The 23,781-nt window shown below is 46.6% G+C and carries 19 protein-coding genes; 2 read left to right on the plus strand and 17 right to left on the minus strand.

Annotated features, from left to right (window positions below):
* Positions 1–96: 96 nt before the first annotated feature.
* The 3 genes from FFM73_RS09250 to FFM73_RS09260 all read right to left on the minus strand — a co-directional run bounded on the left by FFM73_RS09250 (position 97) and on the right by FFM73_RS09260 (position 6,190).
* Positions 97–762: a TetR/AcrR family transcriptional regulator gene (locus tag FFM73_RS09250; RefSeq protein WP_137631472.1), complete on the minus strand. Its 666-nt coding sequence runs from the start codon at positions 760–762 to the stop codon at positions 97–99.
* Between the two features lie 33 nt (positions 763–795).
* On the minus strand, positions 796–5,145 hold the full coding sequence (locus tag FFM73_RS09255) for a 2-hydroxyacyl-CoA dehydratase (protein ID WP_137631473.1): 4,350 nt from the start codon (positions 5,143–5,145) through the stop codon (positions 796–798).
* A gap of 274 nt (positions 5,146–5,419) precedes the next feature.
* A complete protein-coding gene (locus FFM73_RS09260) occupies positions 5,420–6,190 on the minus strand; it encodes a Cof-type HAD-IIB family hydrolase (RefSeq protein ID WP_137631474.1) in 771 nt (256 codons plus the stop codon).
* Positions 6,191–6,423: 233 nt separating this feature from the next.
* Here FFM73_RS09260 and FFM73_RS09265 point away from each other — a divergent pair, with 233 nt between their 5' ends.
* The gene (locus FFM73_RS09265) at positions 6,424–7,083 is read left to right on the plus strand and encodes a deoxynucleoside kinase (protein ID WP_137631475.1); all 660 of its coding nucleotides are present in this window, start codon (positions 6,424–6,426) and stop codon (positions 7,081–7,083) included.
* Between the two features lie 63 nt (positions 7,084–7,146).
* On the opposite strand, the gene FFM73_RS09270 is transcribed toward FFM73_RS09265, so the two are convergent.
* Both FFM73_RS09270 and pepV read right to left on the minus strand, forming a co-directional pair.
* The gene (locus FFM73_RS09270; protein ID WP_235874493.1) at positions 7,147–7,641 is read right to left on the minus strand and encodes a universal stress protein; all 495 of its coding nucleotides are present in this window, start codon (positions 7,639–7,641) and stop codon (positions 7,147–7,149) included.
* Between the two features lie 12 nt (positions 7,642–7,653).
* The gene (gene pepV, locus FFM73_RS09275) at positions 7,654–9,069 is read right to left on the minus strand and encodes a dipeptidase PepV (RefSeq protein WP_137631477.1); all 1,416 of its coding nucleotides are present in this window, start codon (positions 9,067–9,069) and stop codon (positions 7,654–7,656) included.
* 180 nt (positions 9,070–9,249) lie between these two features.
* Between pepV and FFM73_RS09280 the strand changes: the two genes are divergently transcribed.
* On the plus strand, positions 9,250–10,074 hold the full coding sequence (locus FFM73_RS09280; RefSeq protein ID WP_137631478.1) for an NAD(P)H-hydrate dehydratase: 825 nt from the start codon (positions 9,250–9,252) through the stop codon (positions 10,072–10,074).
* Between the two features lie 125 nt (positions 10,075–10,199).
* On the opposite strand, the gene FFM73_RS09285 is transcribed toward FFM73_RS09280, so the two are convergent.
* From FFM73_RS09285 to purE, 12 genes are all read right to left on the minus strand, one after another.
* Complete coding sequence (locus FFM73_RS09285; RefSeq protein WP_373278655.1) at positions 10,200–11,864, minus strand: putative polysaccharide biosynthesis protein; 1,665 nt, start codon at positions 11,862–11,864, stop codon at positions 10,200–10,202.
* 308 nt (positions 11,865–12,172) lie between these two features.
* The gene (purD, locus tag FFM73_RS09290) at positions 12,173–13,420 is read right to left on the minus strand and encodes a phosphoribosylamine--glycine ligase (RefSeq protein WP_137631479.1); all 1,248 of its coding nucleotides are present in this window, start codon (positions 13,418–13,420) and stop codon (positions 12,173–12,175) included.
* Between the two features lie 22 nt (positions 13,421–13,442).
* Positions 13,443–14,972, minus strand: a complete 1,530-nt coding sequence (gene purH, locus FFM73_RS09295) for a bifunctional phosphoribosylaminoimidazolecarboxamide formyltransferase/IMP cyclohydrolase (RefSeq protein WP_137631480.1) — start codon at positions 14,970–14,972, stop codon at positions 13,443–13,445.
* 1 nt (position 14,973) lies between these two features.
* On the minus strand, positions 14,974–15,564 hold the full coding sequence (gene purN, locus FFM73_RS09300) for a phosphoribosylglycinamide formyltransferase (RefSeq protein WP_235874494.1): 591 nt from the start codon (positions 15,562–15,564) through the stop codon (positions 14,974–14,976).
* A complete protein-coding gene (purM, locus tag FFM73_RS09305) occupies positions 15,536–16,573 on the minus strand; it encodes a phosphoribosylformylglycinamidine cyclo-ligase (RefSeq protein ID WP_137631481.1) in 1,038 nt (345 codons plus the stop codon). Before purM ends, purN begins: the two co-directional genes overlap by 29 nt.
* Position 16,574: 1 nt before the next feature.
* On the minus strand, positions 16,575–18,026 hold the full coding sequence (gene purF / locus FFM73_RS09310; RefSeq protein WP_137631482.1) for an amidophosphoribosyltransferase: 1,452 nt from the start codon (positions 18,024–18,026) through the stop codon (positions 16,575–16,577).
* Entirely contained in the window at positions 18,011–20,230 is a 2,220-nt protein-coding gene (purL, locus tag FFM73_RS09315; RefSeq protein ID WP_137631483.1) for a phosphoribosylformylglycinamidine synthase subunit PurL, read from the minus strand. Before purL ends, purF begins: the two co-directional genes overlap by 16 nt.
* A 5-nt stretch (positions 20,231–20,235) precedes the next feature.
* Positions 20,236–20,907, minus strand: a complete 672-nt coding sequence (gene purQ / locus FFM73_RS09320; RefSeq protein WP_137631484.1) for a phosphoribosylformylglycinamidine synthase subunit PurQ — start codon at positions 20,905–20,907, stop codon at positions 20,236–20,238.
* On the minus strand, positions 20,904–21,161 hold the full coding sequence (purS, locus tag FFM73_RS09325; protein ID WP_137631485.1) for a phosphoribosylformylglycinamidine synthase subunit PurS: 258 nt from the start codon (positions 21,159–21,161) through the stop codon (positions 20,904–20,906). Before purS ends, purQ begins: the two co-directional genes overlap by 4 nt.
* Before the next feature lie 10 nt (positions 21,162–21,171).
* On the minus strand, positions 21,172–21,882 hold the full coding sequence (purC, locus tag FFM73_RS09330) for a phosphoribosylaminoimidazolesuccinocarboxamide synthase (protein WP_373278657.1): 711 nt from the start codon (positions 21,880–21,882) through the stop codon (positions 21,172–21,174).
* Between the two features lie 20 nt (positions 21,883–21,902).
* Positions 21,903–23,024 (minus strand): 5-(carboxyamino)imidazole ribonucleotide synthase, encoded by a 1,122-nt coding sequence (gene purK, locus FFM73_RS09335; protein ID WP_137631487.1) that lies wholly within the window; start codon positions 23,022–23,024, stop codon positions 21,903–21,905.
* Positions 23,008–23,493 (minus strand): 5-(carboxyamino)imidazole ribonucleotide mutase, encoded by a 486-nt coding sequence (gene purE, locus FFM73_RS09340; RefSeq protein WP_137631488.1) that lies wholly within the window; start codon positions 23,491–23,493, stop codon positions 23,008–23,010. The genes purK and purE overlap by 17 nt, the downstream gene beginning before the upstream one ends.
* Positions 23,494–23,781: the final 288 nt, after the last annotated feature.

The raw sequence follows: 23,781 nt of genomic DNA on the forward strand, positions 1-23,781 counted from the left end.
CTTTCCCAAAAGAAGCGCAATTGGAGGCTTGTTTACCGTGGAATTATGAACCTGATCAGCAATTAGTAACTGAATGAAATACAAAAACGGACTAACTCAAATATGAGGAAGTCCGTTTTGTGTTTCAATACGTCCGGTTATAGTGTGCTTACCTTCATCCGTGGTTTTATCCACGTCTAGCGGTGTATCACTCATAATGATGTTGGGAATCAAATATCCAACGATCACCCCACTGACCATCCGGATGATTCGCATGGAATCCCAGTCAACCAGCTGTCCCTTTTTCTTATAGTCGCGAAACAGGGTGTCAACGCCGCCTTGGAGCAAATTACCCAGCCGCTTGGTTAAACTGGTCATAATCGAGGGGTCCTTGACCATTTGCTGAATAAAGATCTTCATCTCTGGCCGATTATCCATCGCGTAGATCATCCGATCACGCACGGCGTACCTTAAGAAGGAATCAAAATCGTCAAATGGACTTTGATGCAAGGTAATTAAAAATTCGTCAGCCACGCGGGGAAAAATATCGTGAATAAACGGTTTCAAAATGGCCTGGAGTAGCCCATCTTTCGTCTTAAAGTGCTTAAAAACCGTGCCTTCCGATACCCCAGCTAAATGGGCAATATCCAGCGTACTGGTATTTTCATACCCCTTCTGGGCAAACAACGTTAAACTGGCTTGTAAAACCTTCCGCTGTTTCGGTGATAAATTCGTTGCGTTAATATTATTCGCAAATAGCGTTTCAACATCAGTATGTTTCATGGCGTTTTCTCCAATTTTTAATCTGTCATTCCGTTATCGCCCACTGACCGTACTTTCAACTTTAGACGGCTGTGCGTGCATCGCGTGACGATTCTCTGTTGCTGATGTTGCTTCAGCCGGTTTCGTTTCAGCTGCTAAGTTCTTATTCGCTGTTGCCAGCATCAACCGAATCCGGTTCAGCTGGTTAACTACGGAGGTACCGGGATCATAATCGATTGGCGCAATGTTGGCACCCTTAAACTGACGTCTGATCTCCTTGATCATACCCTTACCAACAATGTGGTTTGGCAGGCAGCCGAATGGTTGCATACAAATGATGTTTGGCACGCCACTCTTCAATAGCTCGATCATTTCACCGGTCAAGAACCAGCCTTCACCAGTTTGGTTACCCAGTGATAAAATCTTGCTGGCATCATCGGCCACCTTCTTAATGGCTTCGATGCCTTCAAAACGTTTCGAGTCATTTAAGGCTTTTTGCATCGGCTGCTCACACCATTTAATGACCTGCATGGCAAATTCAGCAAACCACTTGGCCTTAACGGAAGCACCCAGATGCTGATACTTATAGATTTGGTTATACAACGAGTAATTCATAAACCCAACGATATCTGGGACAACGGCTTCGGCACCCTCTTTTTCAAGCAGGTGGACAATATCGTTGTTCGCAATTGGTGAATACTTCACCAGAATTTCACCGACTAAACCAACCTTTGGCTTACGCACTTCATTGAGCTTAACGGTATCAAAATCCTGAACAATTTCGTTAACATTACGTTTGAATTCCTTAAAGCTGCCTTTTTCAATGGACGGCCGAACCACTTTTAGCCAGTCGGCATGCATTTTATCGATCTGACCTGGCTTAGTTTCGTAAGGTCTTGTCCGATAAACTACTTGTTCAAACAGATCACCATATAAGAAGGCAATGGCGACTCGTCGCAGCAGTGGCAAAGTCATCTTAAAGCCAGGGGTTTCTTCCACACCCTGATTACCTAATGACAAGGAAACAACTGGTACCTGACCAAAGCCGGCATCCTTTAAGGCTTTACGAATCAATGGAATATAGTTAGTTGCCCGGCAGCCACCACCCGTTTGAGTCATCATAACAGCAGTGTGGTTCACATCGTACTTACCACTTTGGAAGGCCTCAACCATTTGACCGATGGAAATGATAGCTGGGTAGCAGGCATCGTTATTTACGAAGCGCTGCCCCACATCAACTGATTTGCGGTCGTTCATTGGTAAATTGACCACGTTGTAACCAGAAGCCTGCAACGCCACGTCAACCAGTCCATGCTGGTGAATTGGTGACATCATCGGCAATAGCAACGTGTAGCCCTTCTTGTGCATTTCTGGGGTAAAATCAACCGGTGTGTCATTTTCATGGAGCTTCATTGGCATGATCTTACGCTTTTGCCGTTCCTTGACAGCGGCCTTTAATGACCGTAACCGAATCCGGATAGCGCCCATATTGGTGCCTTCATCAATTTTTAGTGACGTGTACAGCCGGTTATACTGATTCATGATTTCTTCAACCTGATCAGTATCAATGGCATCGATCCCGCAGCCAAAGGAGTTCAGTTGAACGAATTCCAGTTGGGGAATCTTAGCAGCCACTCTAGCAGCAGCGTACAACCGTGAGTGGTAGACCCACTGGTTGACGACCCGGAGACCCTTAACATCACCTAAGTGAGCAATCGAATCTTCGGTCAACACGTGAAAACCTTCCGCCGTCATGATCTGAGAAATCCCGTGGTTGACTTGCGGATCCAAGTGATAAGGCCGACCAGCCAAAACAATGCCATGCTCGCCAGTAGTCATCAGCATCCGCAACGTATCTTCACCACGGTCACGAATCTTCTGCTTAAAGTCTTCGAGCGTCTTGTAGCCGGCTTCCAGCGCCGTTTTGATTTCTGCTTTACTGATATCAAACTTACGTAAGGCATCATACAGATTATCGGCAGTACCCTTTTTATCCGCTAAATTCAGATAAGGTGAAATCAGATCCACTTGACCGGAAGTGATCTCATCGACGTTATTACGAATGACGTTGGGATAAGACTGCACGATTGGGCAGTTAAAATGATTATCCGCGTCATCGTTTTCAGCAACTTCATAAACTACGGCAGGATAGAAGATCGTCTTGTAGCCGCGGTCAATCAAGGCTTGAATGTGACCGTGAACCTGTTTAGCGGGGTAGCAAACCGTATCAGAAGGAATAGTTTCCATCCCTTTTTCGTACTGTTTCTCATTGCCCTTTGGTGAGAGCTGAGCCCGAATACCTAGATGACGGAAGAACGTCTGCCACAGTGGGTAGTTTTCGTACATATTCAAGACTCGTGGAATCCCAATTGTACCACGGTAAGCTAATTTCTTACGTAATGGCCGGTAACTGAATAGTAATTTATATTTTTCAGCAACCAAGTTGACCTTGCCGTTATCCTTTGGTATCCGTTCCTTCATACCACGTGCTTCACCACGTTCACAGCGGTTACCCGTAACAAAACGACGACCATCATTAAAGACGGTAATGGTCAGCGCACAGTTGTTTTCACAGATCCCACAATGCATATATTCTTTTTTAAAGCTTAAATTATCCATTTGATCAACGGAGAGTAGGGTTGTCTGATCGCCAGTCTTGTATTCACCCTTCGCAATCAGAGCAGCACCATACGCACCCATTAAACCGGCAATGTTTGGCCTAACGACTTCCACGCCAGCAATTTTTTCAAAGGCCCGTAAAACGGCTTCGTTATAGAAAGTCCCGCCTTGGCAGACAATGTGGTGACCCATATCTTCTACCCGACGCATCTTAATGACCTTAAACAGTGCATTTTTAATAATCGACACTGATAGACCAGCTGCAATGTCACCGATCGTCGCCCCTTCTTTTTGGACCTGCTTAACTTTAGAGTTCATAAAGACGGTGCAACGTGAACCGAGATCTGAAGGATGTTTTGCCAGCAAGGCTGCTTGGGCAAAGTCCTGAATCTTGTAATGTAACGAAGTGGCAAAAGTCTCCAAAAACGACCCGCAACCTGAAGAACAAGCCTCATTTAACTTAATCGTTGATAGCGCATTGTTTTTAATGGTCATAGCTTTCATATCCTGACCACCGATGTCTAGAATAAAGTCAACGTCTGGCTGGAAATAGTGGGCAGCACGGTAATGGGCCACCGTTTCCACTTCACCAATATCGACCATCAAGGCATTTTTGATCAGATGTTCACCATAACCGGTAACGGCAGTTTTACCAATGGTAACTCCAGCTGGAATCTTGCTGTACATATCCCGTAGAATCGTCTTCGTTTTTTCTAGCGGGTCACCGTCATTATTATCATAGTAAGTGTAAAGGATCTTATTATCATCGCTCATTAAAGCGACTTTAGTGGTTGTAGAACCGGCATCGATCCCCAGAAAAGCAACCCCCTGATAACTATCGAGATCACGAGTCTCAACCTTAGCTTTAGCGTGCCGCTTACGAAATTCCTGTAATTCATTGTCGTCCTTAAATAAGGGTTCCAGTGAAGAACTGGGATGCATACCAGAGTCGTCGCCGTTCAGCAATTGATCCAAGAGACCGCTCAAAGTGGTTTCCGGCTGATCAAAGGCATACAGTGCCGCCCCCTTAGCCACGAACAATTGCGGATCTTCTGGAAAGACCACTTCTTCCGGCGTTAATTTTAACGTTTCAATAAACCGGTAACGCAATTGATCCATAAAGTACAGCGGACCGCCTAAGAAAGCCACGTGACCGCGAATCTTATGACCAGCAGCCAGCCCGGAAATCGTCTGATTAACCACTGCTTGGAAAATAGAAGCGGCAATATCGGCTTTACGGGCACCGTCGTTGATCAGTGGCTGGACATCGGTTTTCGCAAACACCCCGCACCGGCTAGCGATTGGATAGATTGTTTGAGCATCTTTAGCCATCACATTCAACCCGTTGGCATCCGTCTTTAACAGGGTTGCCATTTGGTCAATAAAGGCTCCGGTACCACCGGCACAGCTCCCATTCATCCGCTGTTCCAGTGAATCGCCAAAGAAGGTGATCTTGGCATCTTCACCGCCCAGTTCGATGGCAACGTCTGTTTGAGGAATCAAAGTTTCAACGGTTTTGGTGCAGGAAATCACTTCCTGCACGAATTTAAGCTGCAGCAGATTGGCCAAGCCAATGCCGCCTGACCCCGTGATCGTGCAAGCCAGTTTGGTATCTTGACCCAGCTCACTAATCGCTTCACGCAGAATCTTTTCAGTGGCACCCTTCACATCTGAATAATGACGTTCGTACCGTGAAAAAACGGTTTGGTTAGCTTGATCCATGACCACGAGCTTGACCGTGGTTGAACCAACATCGATACCGCCAAAATAATTCGTTTTTGTCATTTCACTCACCTCTGCTTATCTGATAACGTGTTATAAAGTAACTTTTCGTTTGATTATCTAACGTTTTTCTTAACTTTACTCCAAAAAGTAAAGTGACTACTCACTTAGAGTAACTCATGGCTGGTACCGGTTTCAATAGCATATACATTTATTAGTTTTCTAAATAGCCTAGTAGGAATTTTTTGCCGGAATATTACTGGAATATTATTCCTGCATAAAAAAAGACTTGCAAGTATCCCTTATAAGAGAAACTTTCAAGTCCCATGTAACTCAATTATTTGATCAAATTATAGTGCTTCAATCCGTTAACGATGCCATTATTCATATTAGAAGTCGTCACGTAAGCGGCTTTTTCCTTGGCTAATTTGTGGCCATTCGCCATGGCAATTGGCGTATCCACCATGTCAAACATTTGCAGATCGTTGAGCTGATCACCAAAGGCATAAGTCGGTACGTTACCTAAGTGAGCAGCTTCCAGCAAAATTTGAATCCCCGTCCGTTTAGAAACACCAGCCTTCATCGTGTCCAGTGCCCGTGGGTTGTTCCGAACTAGGGAAAGCACGCCCTTAAACCGTTCTTGGTACTGCTTTTCCTTATCCTCATTAAAGACGTTCATAAAATTAATCGGTTCGTGATGATAGAAATCAGGATCAACTTGGGCATCCAGACGCAGCAGCTTAAAGTTGGCGGTCGTCGCATCATTCGCCTTGTTCAACCGGAAACCGCGGTTATTGAAATAGCCCACGGGATCCCCTTGCTGATTGGCATAATCAGTAAAGTCGTCCAAAACATCCTCATCAATCACTTCTTGGTGAAGTTTCTTTCCTTGGTATTGAACGTAACTGCCGTTAGCACTGACAATGGTATCCAACCCAGTTTCGTCTAATACATACTGCACTTCAAAAACATTTCGGCCGGTAGAAATGACAGAAAGAATATTATTCTTTGACATTTGCTTGATAGCATCAATGCTAGCAGGCAGAACATTCTTCTGATCATCAAATAAAGTACCGTCCAAATCAAAAAATACGATTGCATCATACATTCTCGACCACGCTCCTTTTCCCTTTACATTAATTATACTACTAGTCGTTTTTTCAACGGTCGCTGACGCCTATCAATCCTCTACTGCCAATGAGATCACGAATTTAACCCCCAGCGAATGCTGATTTAACGCGCTTTAGGACGTTAAAACTAAAAAAATAAAAAAGAACATATGGTATCTTGGAAAACTATGGTACACTATATGTTGCATATTTTATTAAAAGAGGGGCTATTATGGTGATTATTACAGCCGGAATGATTGGTGTCGGAAAAACAACTTTAACTGGAATGCTTGCGGAACACTTAGGAACCAAGGCATTCTTCGAACCAGTGGGTGAAAACCCAGTACTGCCGTTATACTATTCAAATCCAAAACAATACGGATTTTTGCTACAAATTTATTTCTTAAATAAGCGTTTTTCGATGATTAAGCAGGCCTTGGCTGATGATAATAACATCCTCGACCGTTCGATCTATGAAGATGCCTTGTTTACTAAAGAAAACAATGCTGAAGGTAACATTAGCGATACTGAATTATCCGTTTACCTGAAGTTACTGGATAACATGATGGGTGAACTGGATCGGTTGCCTAAAAAAGCGCCGGATCTGCTAGTCTATGCCAACAGTGATTTTGACACGATCCTTTACCGCATCAAGAAACGCGGTCGGGATTACGAACAAGTTGCTAGTCACCCTGAACTGGAATCTTACTACTACAAGATGTGGTCAGCTTACCAAAAATGGTTTGACGATTTTGACGTTAGCCCAAAGATCAAAGTTGATCTGCAGCGCTACAACCTTGAAGATCCTAAAAACGTGGATATCGTGTTGGGTCAAGTGGACGATGCGCTTCGTGATATTAGAAGCACCAACTCCGTTCCAAATGCGATGTAATGAATGCTTTAAATTAAAAAGTCTCGGTGCATAACTCATGCATCGAGACTTTTTTAATTTCCTCTAAAAAACCTTAATCTGCTGATTATCTAAATCCGTCCGCACAATTAAAACATCGACAGCAGCATTGGTCACAACGTAACTGGCATTGGAGCCCATCATCATCCGCTCCACAACGTTAGCACCAGTCGCACCAAGAACGATTAAATCCGCTCCCAGAAGTTGTGGTAGGTTTTTAGCCAGCTCCAATTTGGAGTTGCCAAACGTGACGTGGATCTCAACGTGTTTTAGACCAGCTTGAACAGCAGCGTCGCGATACTTGGCAACCAACTGATCCATGTTGTGCTTAAAATCATCCAGCACACCCGGGTCAACAGCACCAAACCCAAACCGAGCCTTACCGAGACTTGTCAGCTCGCTGACATTGAGGACACTCACGATATACAGGGCAGCCTGATTACGTTTAGCAACCACAATCGCTTTTTGAACCGCCCGTTTCGCCTGTTTGGAACCATCTACACCGACCATCACGTTTTGATAATTACTGAGCTGTGCCAATGCCATCACTCCCTAGTCTGCTAATTCGTTTGCGAGCGCTTCAATTGAACGGCCATAAATCGCCATGGCCAGCATCAAATCAGAAATTGGTTGGAATTCATCCACTTGGTGCATGGTGTCTGGTGTGTGATCTTGGAAAAGTGCACCAAAGGCCACGCCCCGCTTCATCAAGCGACCATAGGTACCGCCACCGACAACTTCGGGCTGCGCCGTTTTGTTCCCCGTCATCTCCTGGTAAGCACCCATTAAAGTCGTCACAATTGGGTCCTTAGGATCAACGTAGTGCGGTGCCATTTCCCGACCTTTGCTCAATTCAAAGTGGTTTTGATCAGCAACCTGAGTCAATCTGGTTTGCAGGTCGTCGGCGGTCATGCCCTTTGGATAACGGAAGTTCAGAACGATTTTGCCTGGTTTGCCGGCATCAAAGGCCATGACACCCACGTTCATGGTCAATTCACCCATGATCTTATCGGTGAAGGCCAAGCCCAGCTTGTGAACCCGGGAATCGTCATGCAGGTCGCCGCCGAGCAGTTCCAAGAAGGCCCGCGCATCACCACCAAAGTTCAGTGTCTTCAAGAATGATGCCAGATAAGTGCCGGCATTGATACCGTTTTTAGGCTCCATTCCATGAGCCGCTTTACCGATCAAGTGTAAGTGGACCCCGTCTTTATCAATATTAACGTCACCGGTAACTGGTGCTTCGTCCAGAAAAGCCGTGAAGTCACTGACCAAAGCTTCGTTATCGTCAGTTTCAACCACTGCGTGCGCATCACGGGGCACCATGTTTTCACGTAACCCCGCGGTAAATGAGTTCAGCTTATACTGACCGCCATTTGACCCCTGCGTCGTTAACGTAAAGGTGGCGTTTCCCTTTTCGCCGTTGATCAATGGAAATTCAGCGTCTGGTGAAAAGCCCATAGTAGGTGCCGGCTGCGTCTTGAAGTAGTGCGTCATACCAGTCCAGTTACTTTCCTCATCAGTTCCGAGAATGAAACGGACCTTCTTGTTTAATTTAATACCCTGTTCCTTTAAGATCTTCAGACCATAATAACAAGCCAGTGCGGGACCCTTGTCGTCAGAAGTACCACGGCCGTACAGGTTACCGTCCTTTTCAGTCAGCGTAAATGGTTCAGTAGACCAGCCTTCCCCTGCCGGCATCACATCAACGTGAGCTAAGATGGCAATGGTCTCGTCACCTTCACCATACTCAACGAAACCGGCTAAATTATCCAGGTTAGTCGTCTTGAAGCCATCGCGCTTGGCCATGTTTAAAAAGGCCTGCAGTGCCTTGGCTGGACCTGGTCCTAATGGTGCTTCAGCAGTTTTTTTAGCATCGTCACGAACACTTTGAATGGCGACTAGTTTGGTTAAATCATCGACGTAAGCTGCTTGGTGTTCCTGCGCAGCTGCTTTCCAATCAATTGACATTTAAGTTCCTCCCAATATTGATTTCTCAAGTACCATTCTAGCATACAACGACCCTCATGGGGAGCAGGCTGCTGGGGGTTCAAGCAAAATTTACACCGCCCTAATCATTAAAATTCGTCACAGGTTTGAATTGGAATGCTATACTCGACTTAAGGATCAATAAATAGGAAGGCGATAATTGTGGAAACACTTACAGACAAAATTCTCTCCGAAACGATTCGGGTTCGGCCCAAGGAAAGTCATAAGGGTACCTATGGCCGGGTCTGTTTAGTTGGTGGTAACGACCACTTTGGCGGTGCAATCTTAATGGCTACTGAAGCCAGTGTGTACAGTGGTGCCGGCTTGAATACCACACTGACAGATTCAAGTAACTTTGTGAGCCTGCACGCCAGAATGCCTGAAGCCATGGTCGCGGATTATACGCACCATCAGGAACTCGTCGAACTGGTCGCTGCTGCCAACACCGTGGTCATTGGCCCCGGGTTGGGAACGACTACGACGAGTATGACCGTGCTGCGAACGGTCTTTGACACGGTTAAGCCGGACCAAACTCTAATCATTGACGGCTCAGCAATTACACTGGTGTCTGAACACCACTTGAGCTTACCTCAAGCCAACCTCGTCTTTACCCCGCACCAGATGGAGTGGCAGCGTTTATCCGGTATCAAGATTGCCGATCAGACCGATGACGCTAACGAAACTGTCCGCAAGCAATTAGGTGGTATCGTTGTGCTTAAATCACATCAGACTAAGGTCTACACCCCCACTGGCAGTTTCTTAAACACGGCTGGCACGCCCGCTCAGGCTACCGGCGGCATGGGCGACACTTTGGCGGGAATGATTGGCGGCTTTACAGCGCAATTTGCGGATCAGACCAAGGCAGTTTTAGCTGCCGTTTACGCCCACAGCGCCATTGCGGACGAATTAGCCCAGACCCAGTACGTCGTTTTACCCACTCAAATCATCCACGAATTGCCACGCTTTATGCATGATCATCAGCATTAAATCAACAACTCGATTAACTTTCAGAGCATAATCAAAATAACGACTGATTTCCCAAGTTTAGGAAAATCAGTCGTTATTTGATTATTCGGCCGAGATCTAAATGATGCCTCAGTCTCTTATTCATTTTATTTAATGTGCAGCATAGACCTCAAGCGACTAGTTCGATCACCAAGGACGGTATCGGCCAAGCGGGTGTGCAACACCAGATAAACGTAAAGGTAACCGGCAATGCTAACTGCGATGACTACCACTATCAAGCTACCGATTCGGGAGTCAACCACCATAAAAGTACCCAGAAGGCGTGAAGTCAGTTGAACCAGCAAATTAGCAACCACGCACATGAGCAACGAGAAGGCTAAAATACCATTGGTCTTCTTGGAAATACCCTCAAAGTCCACGCCAAACGCCTGATTCAGCCAGCGAAGAATCAAAAAGTTAGCAACCAAGAAACCAAACGTAGTGGCGACTAACGGGCCAAAGACTCCCATGTAATGAATGCACGGCCACTGCAGCGCTAATTTCACAACGGTCCCCACCGCAAAGTAGCGAACCGCCCGCTTGTTTTGCGAAACCCCCTGCATAATGGCAGACGTTACGCTAAACAGGCCTAACATGATCGAAACAAACGATGAGAACGCCAGTACAGCCGTTGCCAGTTCCTTGTGCGAAGTCCCGTAAAAGATGATATTTAATGGGTGGGCAATCGCAGCCATGCCCAAAGCACTCGGCAGCATCACAAATTCAAATAGCAGCATCGAATTGGTCAGCTGATGACTAATATCCTTACGGTCGTTACGGGTATAGGCTTCAGACAAAAGCGGAACAACCGTAATTGCTAGAGCAGATGACAGTGAAACGGTAATCATAATTAACTTATTAGCGTTCACACTGAACATGGCGAACAAGTTGTTCAACATCACCGTTGAAGTAACCCCAGTACTGCGCATAAAATTAAAGAACGTATATTGGTCGATCAACTGAAAAATGGTGATCCCAGCACCCAAAACAATAAACGGCAAGGCTTGCTGTAAGATTTCTTGATAAAGCTGTTTAGCCGGCACCACAATTTCATTTTTACTGTTGGCCACTAAATAATTAAAGTCGGACCGATTTTTTAAATAGTACCAACCTAATGTCAACGTCCCAGCGATGGCCCCAACACAGGCCGCAAAAGTTGACTGGGAGACCGCCGTGATCCAGCTGCCATGCCAAACCCGCATAATGACGAAAGCTGATCCCAGCATGTAGGCCACTCGAGCAAGTTGCTCCACGAATTGGGAAATAGCGGAAGGCGCCATTTGCTGATACCCCTGGAAAAAGCCCCGTGAAAGACTCATTACTGGAATGATCAACACCGCCCACGCCAAGGAGTGCAAGACCGGTACCACCCGTGGATCACCGCCATCAAACAGTGGCGCGCCGAAGTAGAGCAGACTAGCACAAATGAGACCCGTGATGGCTGCTAAAACAAATCCATGCTTGTACAGCCGAAAGCCCACGCCATACTCATTCATGGCATTATAGTGCGCTACTTGCTTAGCAATCGCTGAGGGAATCCCCGCAATCGCTGCAATCAGGAAAAAGCTATAGATGTTATAGCCCTTCCCATACAGCGCGTTTCCTTGGAAGAAGTAACTGCCAAACCAGATACCCCAAGGAATGATGTAGATTGCGCCCAGTATCCGTGAAAAGATACTACCGGCAGTCATCCAGGCAGACCCCTTCACCATTTGGTCCTGTGAATTTGGCACTGTATTACCGCCGTCATTATGATTTGACATTTCAGTCATTTTTAAAAAACCTGCTTTCATTCGTCCATTTTTTGCAAATTACATATTATTTTAATATTTTTTTGACCATTGAGCAACGTTTTATGTACAAGTCGTTGAATTACTTGACCATGAGCTTAAAGCATAACAGTTTTATGGCCCGTCATATCAATATTTAAACATATTTAACAAATTATAAAGATTGTCAAACCACAAAAAAGCACTCTGACTTCCTCAGCAATGTTGCTGACGGGATCACAGTGCTTTTTAGTCTTCTCTATTTACTCAATTCTCTTAACGTTATGCCGCGTTCTCTTATTTCACGTTAATCAGTCAATAGCGTGAAACCCAATATCATGCCGAAACGTATAGGCTGTCTGATCGACATCTGCATCCAGCACGCCATTCACTTCTGTTCGAGCCGTTTTCAAATCATTGGCGTGGGCAGTGACCATGAGGACGCGACCACCGTGACTCACGATCTGATCACCAGCTTGACTGACGCCCGCATAACTGACCGCCACTTTAGCATCCGTAATAGTGGGTAATGGCCGACCGTTCACCACTGAACGGGGATAGTCGCGTGAAGCAACGACCGTTCCAAGGTAAAATTCGCCTTGCTGCCACTGAACCTGTGGCCGTTTACCCTGCTTCAGTTGCAGAATCACGGCTCCTAAATCAGTTTGCAGCTGCGGCAAAACGACCTGAGTCTCCGGATCCCCCATGCGGACGTTAAATTCAATCACCTTAATGCCAGCTGACGTCTTGATCAAGCCAGCGTACAAGAACCCGTTAAAGGGGGTACCCGCAGCGGCCATACCAGTCAAAATTGGTTTGATAATTTCATCGATAGCCATTTGTTTCAACGAACTATTAATATGCGGTACTGGGCTATAGGCCCCCATACCACCGGTGTTAGGTCCCTGGTCGCCATCGGCTAAGCGCTTATGGTCTTGCGCAATCGGCATGGTGATAAACGTGGTGCCCTGCACCATGGCGAACAGGGAAAATTCCTCGCCCTGCAAGTAGTCTTCAATCAGCAGCTTGTCAGAACCAGCCGTCATTAATTTTTGAACGGCTTCAGCACCTGCTTGGACCGTGTTGGCAATGATGACACCCTTTCCCGCAGCCAAACCATTGGCCTTGATCACAAGGGGGGGCTGCTGTGTTTTAACATAGGCTAAAGCAGCCGCCTGATCAGTAAACTCACGGTACTTTGCCGTTGGAACATGGTGTTGCTGCATCATCTGTTTGGCAAAGACTTTGGATGATTCCAAGTGTGCTGCCTGCTGATTAGGTCCAAATATTGGCAGGTCCCGCGCTTCAAAATAATCCACAATACCGGCTGATAAGGGCTGCTCTGGGCCAACCACGGTACATTGAACATGGTGACCACTAGCAAAGTAAGCCAGCTTTGAAAAAGCCATCTCATCAATTGCCACCGTTTTAACTCGCGGTATTTGATTCATCATCACATTACCAGGTGCCACGTATATCTGCCGGTCGGGTGCTTTGGCTAACGTTTGTGCTAAAGCATATTCGCGGCCGCCACCGCCGATCACTAACCAGTTTCCCATGATTACATCTCCCAGTCTGAAATCAGTGCTTAAAGTGTCGAACACCAGTGAAGACTAATGCTACGCCATACTCGTCAGCTTTATCGATGGAATCCTGATCCCGAATGCTGCCGCCTGGCTCAACGATTGCTTTAATATTATGCTTGGCGGCGTATTCAACACAGTCGTCCATTGGGAAGAAGGCGTCAGAAGCAATAATGGCGTTATCATAATTGGCCTTATCTTCAGCCTTGTCGACTGCAATCTTCAGTGAATCGATTCGGTTCATCTGCCCAGCACCAACGCCTAACGTTTGGTTAGCCGTTGTGACCACAATGGCATTGCTCTTCACGTGCTTCACAACCATTTGACCAAACTCCAGTGCCTTTAACTGTGCTTCAGTTGGTTGCGCCTTCGAAACGACTTTAAAGTCACTGATTGTTTCGTGAGCGGTATCAGCATCTTGATACAAAGCGCCACCTAATACGGTCACCATGTCTTTATGATCCGGATTCATCTTACCAAAGTCCAGCGTCATGATCCGCAGGTTTTTCTTTTTGGCTAAAATGGCATACGCATCGTCATCAAACGCTGGCGCAATAATAATTTCCAGGAATAACGCGTGCATCTTTTTAGCAGTGGCAAGATCCACCTTACGATTCAAAGCGATGATACCACCAAAAATAGAAATCGGATCAGATTCATAAGCTAAGTCCCAAGCCGTAAGTAACTTATCACTCACACCAATGCCACAGGGATTCATATGCTTTAAAGCAACGACAGCCGGCTTGTCGAAGTCAGCAATCATCCGCAGCGCAGCATCCGCATCCCGTAAATTATTGTAGGATAAAGCCTTTCCATGAAGCTGCTTAGCGTGGGCTAAAGAATAGCTCTCTGGAATTGGATCCTTATAATAGGCAGCAGTTTGGTGACTGTTTTCACCGTAGCGCATATCCTCAACTTTTTCGTAGGTCAGGGTCAGTTTTTCAGGGTAAGCTTCCGTTGTCATGTATTTGGCGATCAAGGCATCATAGGCTGCGGTCTGACGAAAGACCTTAGCTGCCAAATGACGGCGGTAAGCGCGATCCAATTGATCGGCATCATAGCGTTTAAGAAATTCCGCGTAATCAGCTTGCTCACAGATTACGGTTACATCCTGAAAGTTTTTGGCTGCGGCGCGCAGCATTGAAGGTCCGCCAATATCGATCTGTTCAATGGCTTCCGCGTCCGTGACCCCATCTTTTTGAATCGTAGCTTTAAAGGGGTACAGATTGACGCAGATCAGGTCAATTGGTCGGATACCATTTTCCCTTAACTTAGCCATGTGTTCCGGATTATCACGCTTCGCTAAAATACCGGCATGAATCCGGGGATGTAACGTTTTAACGCGACCATCCAGCATTTCAGGGAAACCCGTCACGTCCTCGACTGATGTGGCTTTGACACCACCGTCGACCAACGTTTTTAGGGTGCCACCCGTGGAGATAATGTCATAACCGCGCTGAGTCAGTTCCGACCCGAACGCCACGATACCGGTCTTATCCGACACACTTAATAATGCTAATTTAGCCAAATTAAAGCACTCCTTTTTTAATTAATTGAGAAACTGTTTTGGGGTATAACTGATGCTCAACAGCATGAATCTTGGCCTCTAAACTTGCTAAACTATCTTGTTCACTGCGATAAACCGCTTCTTGGGCAATAATTTCACCAGTATCGACACCGCCATCCACATAGTGAATCGTGACACCGGTGACTTTAACGCCAGCCTGATAAGCATCTTCAATGCCGTGCCGCCCCGGAAATGACGGTAGCAAGGCCGGATGAATATTAATAATGTGCCGTGGGAAAACTTTGAGCAACGTTTCCCCGATAATGCGCATATAGCCGGCTAACACCAAAATATTCACGTGAAACGGTGCCAGATCTTGAAGTAACCGTTGTTCGCGCTGCGCTTTACTGACCCCTTTTTTAACCACTGACAGGATCACGGGGACCTGATGCCGTTTAGCGCGCTGAATCACTGGCGCATCCGCGTGATCACAAACCAAGACGCAGATTGGTGCTGGTAAGTTAGCGTTGACTAACGCTTCAAAATTAGTGCCATTGCCGGATGCAAAAATAGCGATTCGCGGTTCAGGCTTGATATTGGACTGGTTGTTCACGTCGTTTCACCACCTTACCAATGATTTGGTATGCCGTATTCTGCTGTTTCAAACTGGCCTCAACACGGTCAAGATTACTGGGTGAGGCTACCAGCACCATGCCGATACCCAGGTTAAATACTTGGCGCATCTCATCGGTTGATACCTGCCCCGCTTCCTGCAGCACTTTAAAGATTGCGGGAACCTGCCAGCTGGCTGGATCAATCAACGCTGTCAGCTCCGAGGGTATCATGCGGCTAAGGTTATCAGCCAAGCCGCCCCCAGTAATATGTGCAATAGCATGCAACTGACCAGCTTTAATCAAGGGGTAAACCGCTTGATAGTAGAGTTTGGTTGGCGTTAGCAGTTCATCAATCAGGGGCTGCTGTAACCCGGGATAAACCCGCTGCAGGTCTAGATCAGCATCCTGAATAATTTTACGAACCAGCGAATAGCCGTTAGAGTGAACCCCACTGGAAGCTAGACCAATCAATAGGTCTCCTTCAGCAACGTTCATGGCGCCCAACAGATGCGACTTATCGGCTAAGCCAACCGCAAACCCACTAAGATCATAATCTTTTGAACGATAAATACCGGGCATCTCGGCCATCTCACCGCCAATCAACGATAAACCAGCTTGCTGACACCCGCTGGCGATTCCTTTGACGATCGTCATGACCTTCTGCGGCTCTAATTCGCCTAAACCAATATAATCCAGGAAAAACAGTGGCTTAGCACCTTGAGCGAGGACGTCATTAGCGCACATAGCCACTAGATCAATTCCAATCGTAGCGTGCTGATTAGCCTCAATTGCCAGTAATAGCTTGGTGCCAACACCGTCCGTACCAGAAATCAGTACCGGTTGATTAATACCAGCAAGCACCGAAGTTAACTCGTATTCGGCACCAAAACCGCCTAAACCGCCTAACACGTTACCATCATGAGTCTGTGCGACAATCTTTTTGATATCTTGGACCGCTTCTTCACCTGCATGAATATTTACACCGGCTTGTTCGTATTGGCTGGTCAACTTAATTCGCTCCTTCATATAAGCCTAAACGGGCAACCTCTGCATCAAAGCCAGCCTGATAATCGTAAAGCGGAGTTGGATATTGGCCGTCAAAATAAGCGGTACATAAGCCATGATTAGGAGCATCATTTAACGCACCAATTGAATCAACCAATCCGTCAACGCTTAGGTAAGCCAATGAATCCGCCCCAATCATCCGACAAATTTCCGGTACGGAATGGTTGGCACCAATCAATTCCTTAGTCGTTTGGATATCGATCCCGTAGTAACAAGGAAACTTCAGGACTGGCGAAGCAATCCTCACGTGAACAGATTTAGCACCCGCCCGTTTTAAGAGTCTCACGATGTAGTTGCTGGTAGTTCCACGCACGATTGAATCGTCGACTAGCACAATATTCTTCCCGGCAACCACTGATTTAACCACTGACAGTTTCATGCTGACACCACGCACCCGCTTAGCCTGAGTGGGTTCAATAAACGTACGGGCAACGTACTGGTTCTTGATCATTCCCATGTCGTAGTGAATTCCACTGGCTTGTGCATAACCGATAGCGGCAGATAGAGACGAATTAGGTACTCCGATGACCACGTCGGCTTTCACTGGTGCCTCTTTGGCAATTCTTGCGCCCATCCGCTTCCGCGCTTCATGCACGCTAATACCACGAATAACCGAATCCGGCCGCGCGAAGTAAATATATTCCATTGAACAAATTGATAGGTGGGTATCGGTCGTAAAATGATCGATCTGCATCCCCTTATCGGTCACAATAATGATTTCACCGGGCTCAACGTCGCGAACAAAGGTAGCCCCAACTTGGTCCAGCGCACAGGTCTCGCTGCAAACGATTATTGCGCCATTTGCCAGTTTTCCCACTACTAATGGCCGAAACCCATTAGGATCTAAGGCTGCCACCATCATGTGCGGTGTCATCAGTAAGTAGGCAAAACCACCGCGTAGCTGATTTAAAGACGCCTTTAATTGATCAATGAAGTTAGTTTGCAAACTGGTTTGAATCAGTTCGCCCAATAATTCACTGTCAGAAGTCGCTTGAAACTGGACACCCTTTTTTGTCAGGTCACGACGTAAATGAGTGGCATTTGTCAGATTACCGTTATGGGCCAGTGCAAATTGGCCTTCAACTGGATGCTCAAAGAACATTGGCTGAATATTTTCAATCCCATGATTTCCCGCGGTCGCGTAACGAACGTGGCCAATAGCCGACTTGCCTGGTAAAGAAACCATCTTTTGCGGATCAGCAAAGACCTCGGCTAACAAGCCCAGACCCCGTTGCCGGTGAAATTGACCGTTCTCGTTGCTGACGATACCAGCGCCTTCCTGGCCACGGTGCTGAAGGCTGTGCAAGCCGTCATAGGTTAACTGAGCGGCATTATCCGCCCCCCAGATACCAAACAGGCCACACTCCTCATTCAGTCCTTTTATTTCATTAGGCATCCTAGCGCACCTCCGAAAGTGGCTTTAAGTTCTGAACTGCTAGCTGTTAGTTGACCATCGGCGGTCACCAACTGAACAACATCTTGGTCAGTGGTCCGTCCAAGCAATACCGCTTGTTTACCAGCTAAAGCTTCAAATTCAGCCTGGTCTTTTGGCTGAACACTAACGATGAACCGTGATTGAGTCTCACTGAATAACTGACTATTGGTGAGCGCCGTTTTTCCCTCAAAGCCTAACTGATACTCGAATAACGCCTCGGCAAGTGCCACGCCTAGGCCACCCTCACTTAAATCGTGAGCACTTTGGAGCAGACCCTGACGAATTGCCTGCTGAACTAATCGTTGGTTAGCCGCTTCAGCATCGAGATTAAAGTTCAATTGACCAATTGGTGTTATCTGGCCCCGTAATTTTTGCAATTCTGAACCAGCAAAGTCATCACCTGTGGTACCTACAAGGTAAACTGCGTCACCAGCTGTTTTAAAGGATTGCGTTGTGATCTGGGCAACGTCTTCGATCAAACCTACCATCCCGATCATCGGCGTCGGATAAATCGAATGGCCATCCGTTTCGTTGTACATCGACACATTACCGGAAATCACCGGTGTATCGAACCGTTCACACGCCTGAGCAATTCCCTGAACTGATTGATCCAGTTCCCAATAGGATTCCGGATCATTTGGACTGCCGAAGTTGAGACAGTCGGTAATGCCGATTGGAATTCCACCGCTAGCCACAATGTTACGAGCCGCTTCACTGACCGCAATTTGGCCACCAACGTACGGATCAAGATAAATGTAACGGGCATTGCAGTCAGTTGTCATCGCCAATGCCTTCTTGGTGTGGCGCACTCTGACCACTGCGGCGTCGCTCCCCGGTGTAACAGCAGTGTTAGCTTGAACCTGAGAATCATACTGCTTAAATACCGCTCGTTTGGAGGCAATCGTCGGCTGAGCTAACAGCGCTTTTAACGTTTCTGCTGGCTGTTGAACAATTGGCGTCTGGGCTGACTGAACATTTTCCAGCCGCGCCGGTTTCTTGCTTGGCTGTTTGCGTTCAACAACGTCATCAACGAGGCTCGTGACTGGCACATCCGTGACCAATTTGCCGTGTTGATAAAGCCGATACTGCCGTTCATCCGTTACGTGGCCAACGACGACGGCATCTAGGTCGTAACGGGCGAAGATGTCTAAAACGGTCTGTTCTTCACCCTTTTTCACACATAACAACATCCGTTCTTGAGATTCAGAGAGCATGATTTCATACGCACTCATCCCCGGTTCGCGCTGTGGAACTAAATCCAGATTCATCGTGACGCCGCTTTTAGCTTTCGAAGCCATTTCGGCTGACGAAGATACCAATCCAGCCGCGCCCATATCCTGAATCCCCATCAAGATTTCGGAGTGATCATGAATAATTTCAAGGCAGGCATCCGTCAGCAATTTTTCCATAAACGGATCACCAACTTGGACAGCAGATCGGTCAGCCGCTTTTTCGTCACTGAATTCATTGGAAGCAAACGTCGCCCCGTGAATTCCATCACGACCGGTTTTAGCGCCAACATAAATGATGCTGTTGCCCGTCCCAGTCGCTCGACCGCGCTTTAAATCAGCTTGATCCATCAGACCTACGCACATCACGTTGACCAACGGATTACCATCATAAACGGCGTCAAAACCGATTTCGCCGCCAACCGTGGGAATCCCGATGCAGTTCCCATAAGCCGCAATGCCAGCAACACATTCGGTTAATAAGTAGCGGTTCTTCGGCTTATCCAGTTCCCCAAAACGGAGACTGTCTAACGAAGCAATCGGTTTGGCCCCCATTGAAAAGATGTCCCGGATAATCCCGCCAACACCGGTGGCCGCCCCTTCAAACGGTTCCACAAAACTGGGATGATTATGGCTTTCCGCTTTAAAGACTACGGCTTGGTCATCACCGATATCAAGTACCCCAGCGCCTTCACCAGGACCCTGAATCACCCGTGAACCGTCATTCCAAAACTTACGTAAGATCGGTTTAGAATCTTTGTACGAACAGTGTTCACTCCACATCACAGCGAACAGACCCGTTTCGGTGTAATTTGGCAAACGACCGATCAATTTTTGTGAGATATAATCATATTCACGTTGCGATAGGCCCCAGGCTTCATACGGTTTCTGAGCACGAATTTCTGCTGGCGTTGGTTCCGTTTTTAGTTCCTGCATCCCGTTTACACCGTCCTTAAATGAGCTTGTAACAGTGATTTAAATACTAATAGACCGTCCGTACCACCCTGAATGGCTTCAACTGCTCGTTCTGGGTGAGGCATCATCCCTAAAACATTACCGGCTTCATTGGTGATCCCAGCAATGTCTGACACGCTGCCATTGGGATTATGCTGATAAGTAAACGCAATTTGATGCCGGTCACGCAGTTTGGCTAACGTGGCATCATCGCAGTAGTAGTTGCCTTCACCATGCGCAATCGGTAAGGTGATCTGCTGCTGATCCTGAAAAGCAGCGGTGAACATCGTCTGGCTGTTTTCAACTAATAACGGTTCTGGTTCACAAATAAACCGCATTTGCCGATTATGCTGTAAGGTACCTGGCAATAGACCAGCTTCGGTCAGAATCTGAAAACCATTGCAGATTCCCAGTACCGGTTTCCCAGCTTGAGCAAAGGCCTTAACTGCAGCCATGACTGGCGCAAACTTGGCAATCGCACCACCCCGTAAATAGTCACCGTAAGAAAAACCGCCTGGAATCAAGATCACGTCAAATTCTGTCAAATCGGTTGTGGTATGCGGCACGATCGTCGCATCCTCATGCAGATCATCCGTAATAGCGTAGTAGAGGTCTTCATCACAGTTAGAACCTGGAAAACTGACCACTGCGAATTTCATTGGTTAGCCAACTCCTTTACTTCATAGCGATAAGTCTCCATATTCGGATTAGCTAACAGCTGATCACAAATGGCTTCGATCTGTTTTTCGGCGTCGTCTGAAGTGGGTGCATCCACGGTAATTTCAAAATACTTGCCTTGCCGCACCGCCGTTACCTGATCAAAATCTAACCGGTGCATGGCGTTTTTAATGGCAACTGCTTGCGGATCCAGAATCGAAGGTTTATAGGTCACGTGGACTTGAGCTAAGAACATATTTAGCCTCCTATTTGACTGTTGCTTCCAGCCGTGAAAGAACGGTTCGGTACCCATCCATAACGTTACCAGTATGTTTTCTAAAGACGTCTTTATCTAATGATGCATGCGTCTGAGAATCGACTAATCGGCAAGAGTCTGGTGAGATCTCATCGCCTAAGATCAGGTTGCCATCTGGGTCGAACCCAAATTCAACCTTGAAATCAACGAGGGTAATGCCGGCTTTCGCGAATAATTGATTCAGTAACTGGTTGATCTTAAAGACCTGATCACGCATGGTACTTAACTGTTCCGGTGTGGCAATCTGTAAAGCGTGAATCTGTGAGTCATTGATGAAGGGATCATCTAAGCGGTCACTCTTGTAGTAAAATTCCTGAACCGGTTCATCAAATTTCAGTAAATATTCCGTATCGAATTTACGTTGAAAACTGCCGGAAGCGTAATTTCTGACAACGACTTCCAGGCGAACCATCTTCATTTTTTTAACGAGCTGATCACTGGGTGACAACTGCTTGATAAAGTGTGTCGCAATCCCCTGCTGATTCAGGTAGTTAAAGATCAAACTGTCGATTTGGTTATTAACGACCCCTTTATCAGCCACGGGTTCTTTCCGTTTACCATTTAAGGCTGTCGCCTGATTCAAATAGTGAACTTGAATGATGTTGGGATCATCCGTTGTAAATAACTGCTTTGCTTTACCTTCATTAATCAATGTTGCCAATCTTTTCAGATCCTTTCTGATTATCTAAACTGACTCACAGATGCTAACAATGATTCAATTGACGGGCCGGTCACGGTGATATGACCCATTTTTCGATGGTCCCGGACTTCCGCCTTCCCGTAATCGTGCAGGTGCCATTCGGGATGTTTCGGCCAATCCGCTCGCGCAACCAGTAAATTTTGACCTAGCAGATTCACCATAACGGCCGGTTCAAATTGGCGAATCGGTGGAATTGCCAGTCCGCAGATACTTCTAATGTGCGCGTCAAACTGCGAAATATTGCAGGCTTCAATGGAATAATGACCGGAATTATGCGGCCGCGGTGCCAATTCGTTGATCAGCAGTTCACCGGATGGCAGTTCAAATAATTCGATGCCAAGCACCCCACGTAGATGCAGCGCTTCAGCAGTTTCAACCGCAATTTGCTGGGCCTTTTTTTTGACCTGGTCAGTAATTTGAGCCGGAATGATACTAGTGTGTAAAATGTGGTGCTGGTGGCGATTTTCGCTGACTGGGAAAGTAATGACTTGGTCCTTCCCGTCACGGGTGACCATCACCGATAATTCGCGAACAAAGTTTTGTTTAAGTTCGTAGATCCAGTTAGTCTGGTTAATTTCACTTTTAATTTGGTCCCAGTCAGTTTGATCGTTAATGTCAAACTGACCATGACCGTCATAGCCGCCTTCGACCGTCTTAAGGATCCCAGGCTGACCGATTTTTTGAATCGCCGTCTGCAGGTCTTCCATTGATTTAACCGCTGCAAAGGGCGTCACGGGCAGACCATGCTGCCGGCAAAAGGTTTTTTCGCGTACTCGATGACTCGTAATGGTTAAGAGTTCAATGCCCTGAGGCACACGCGTTAAATCTTCAACTTGCTTTAACGCTTTTTGATCAACGTTTTCAAATTCATAGGTTAAGACATCGCTGCGTTTTGCAAGTTGCCGTAAGGCCGTCAAATCATCGTATGCGGCCACAATTTGGAAATCAGCAACTTGCCCTGCCGGTGCCTTGTCCGTTGGATCAAGGACGCCAACTTTATACCCCATGGCTTTAGCGGATAACGCCATCATTTGACCAAGCTGGCCACCACCAATAATGCCGATCGTTGCTGGTGGTAAAACTGGACTACCGTAACTGTTCATTACTCTCGGTAGCCTCCTTAGTCTGACGGGCGCGAAACGCCTGTAATTGGGCGTCAACATCAGTGTCATGCAGGGCCAATATCTCGGCTGCTAGTAACGCTGCATTCTTAGCACCAGCGCTGCCAATGGCAACCGTGGCAACTGGCACACCGGATGGCATCTGAACGATTGACAGCAGTGAATCCATGCCATTCAACGCCTTAGATTGAATTGGAATCCCAATCACTGGTAGGGTAGTATTGGCTGCTAACATCCCCGGCAAATGGGCGGCACCACCAGCTGCAGCGATAATCACCTGGTAATGTTCGTCTTTAGCTGTTTGGCCAAAGTGCTGCAGTTCCTGTGGCATACGGTGTGCAGAAATGACGTGACTGTCGTAACTAACGTGTAATTCACTGAGCAGATCGGCCGTATTCTTAACTTGTGGCCAATCGGAAATTGATCCCATTACAAGTGCAACTTGCATCATCAAAATCTCCTTTGCCTTTGATACCCCTAGAATACCAACAGAAAGTAGCACTGTCAATATAAAAATCGAACTATATTATTATATGTTTTGCTAATGTTCGTGTTTAAATCGTTTAACCTGTTTAATTTTACTGACTGCTTAGAAAAATTCTAGCCACATAAAAAGGGAACCTTATGACCAAGCAATAACGGTGCTACGATATTTGGAGTTGATAGGCAGTTTGCCTTTCAACTCCTTTTTCTATACCATTATTATATTTGAACACGCAAATAGGACACTACACTATTT

The organism is Secundilactobacillus hailunensis (assembly GCF_005405185.1).
GTDB lineage: Bacteria > Bacillota > Bacilli > Lactobacillales > Lactobacillaceae > Secundilactobacillus > Secundilactobacillus hailunensis.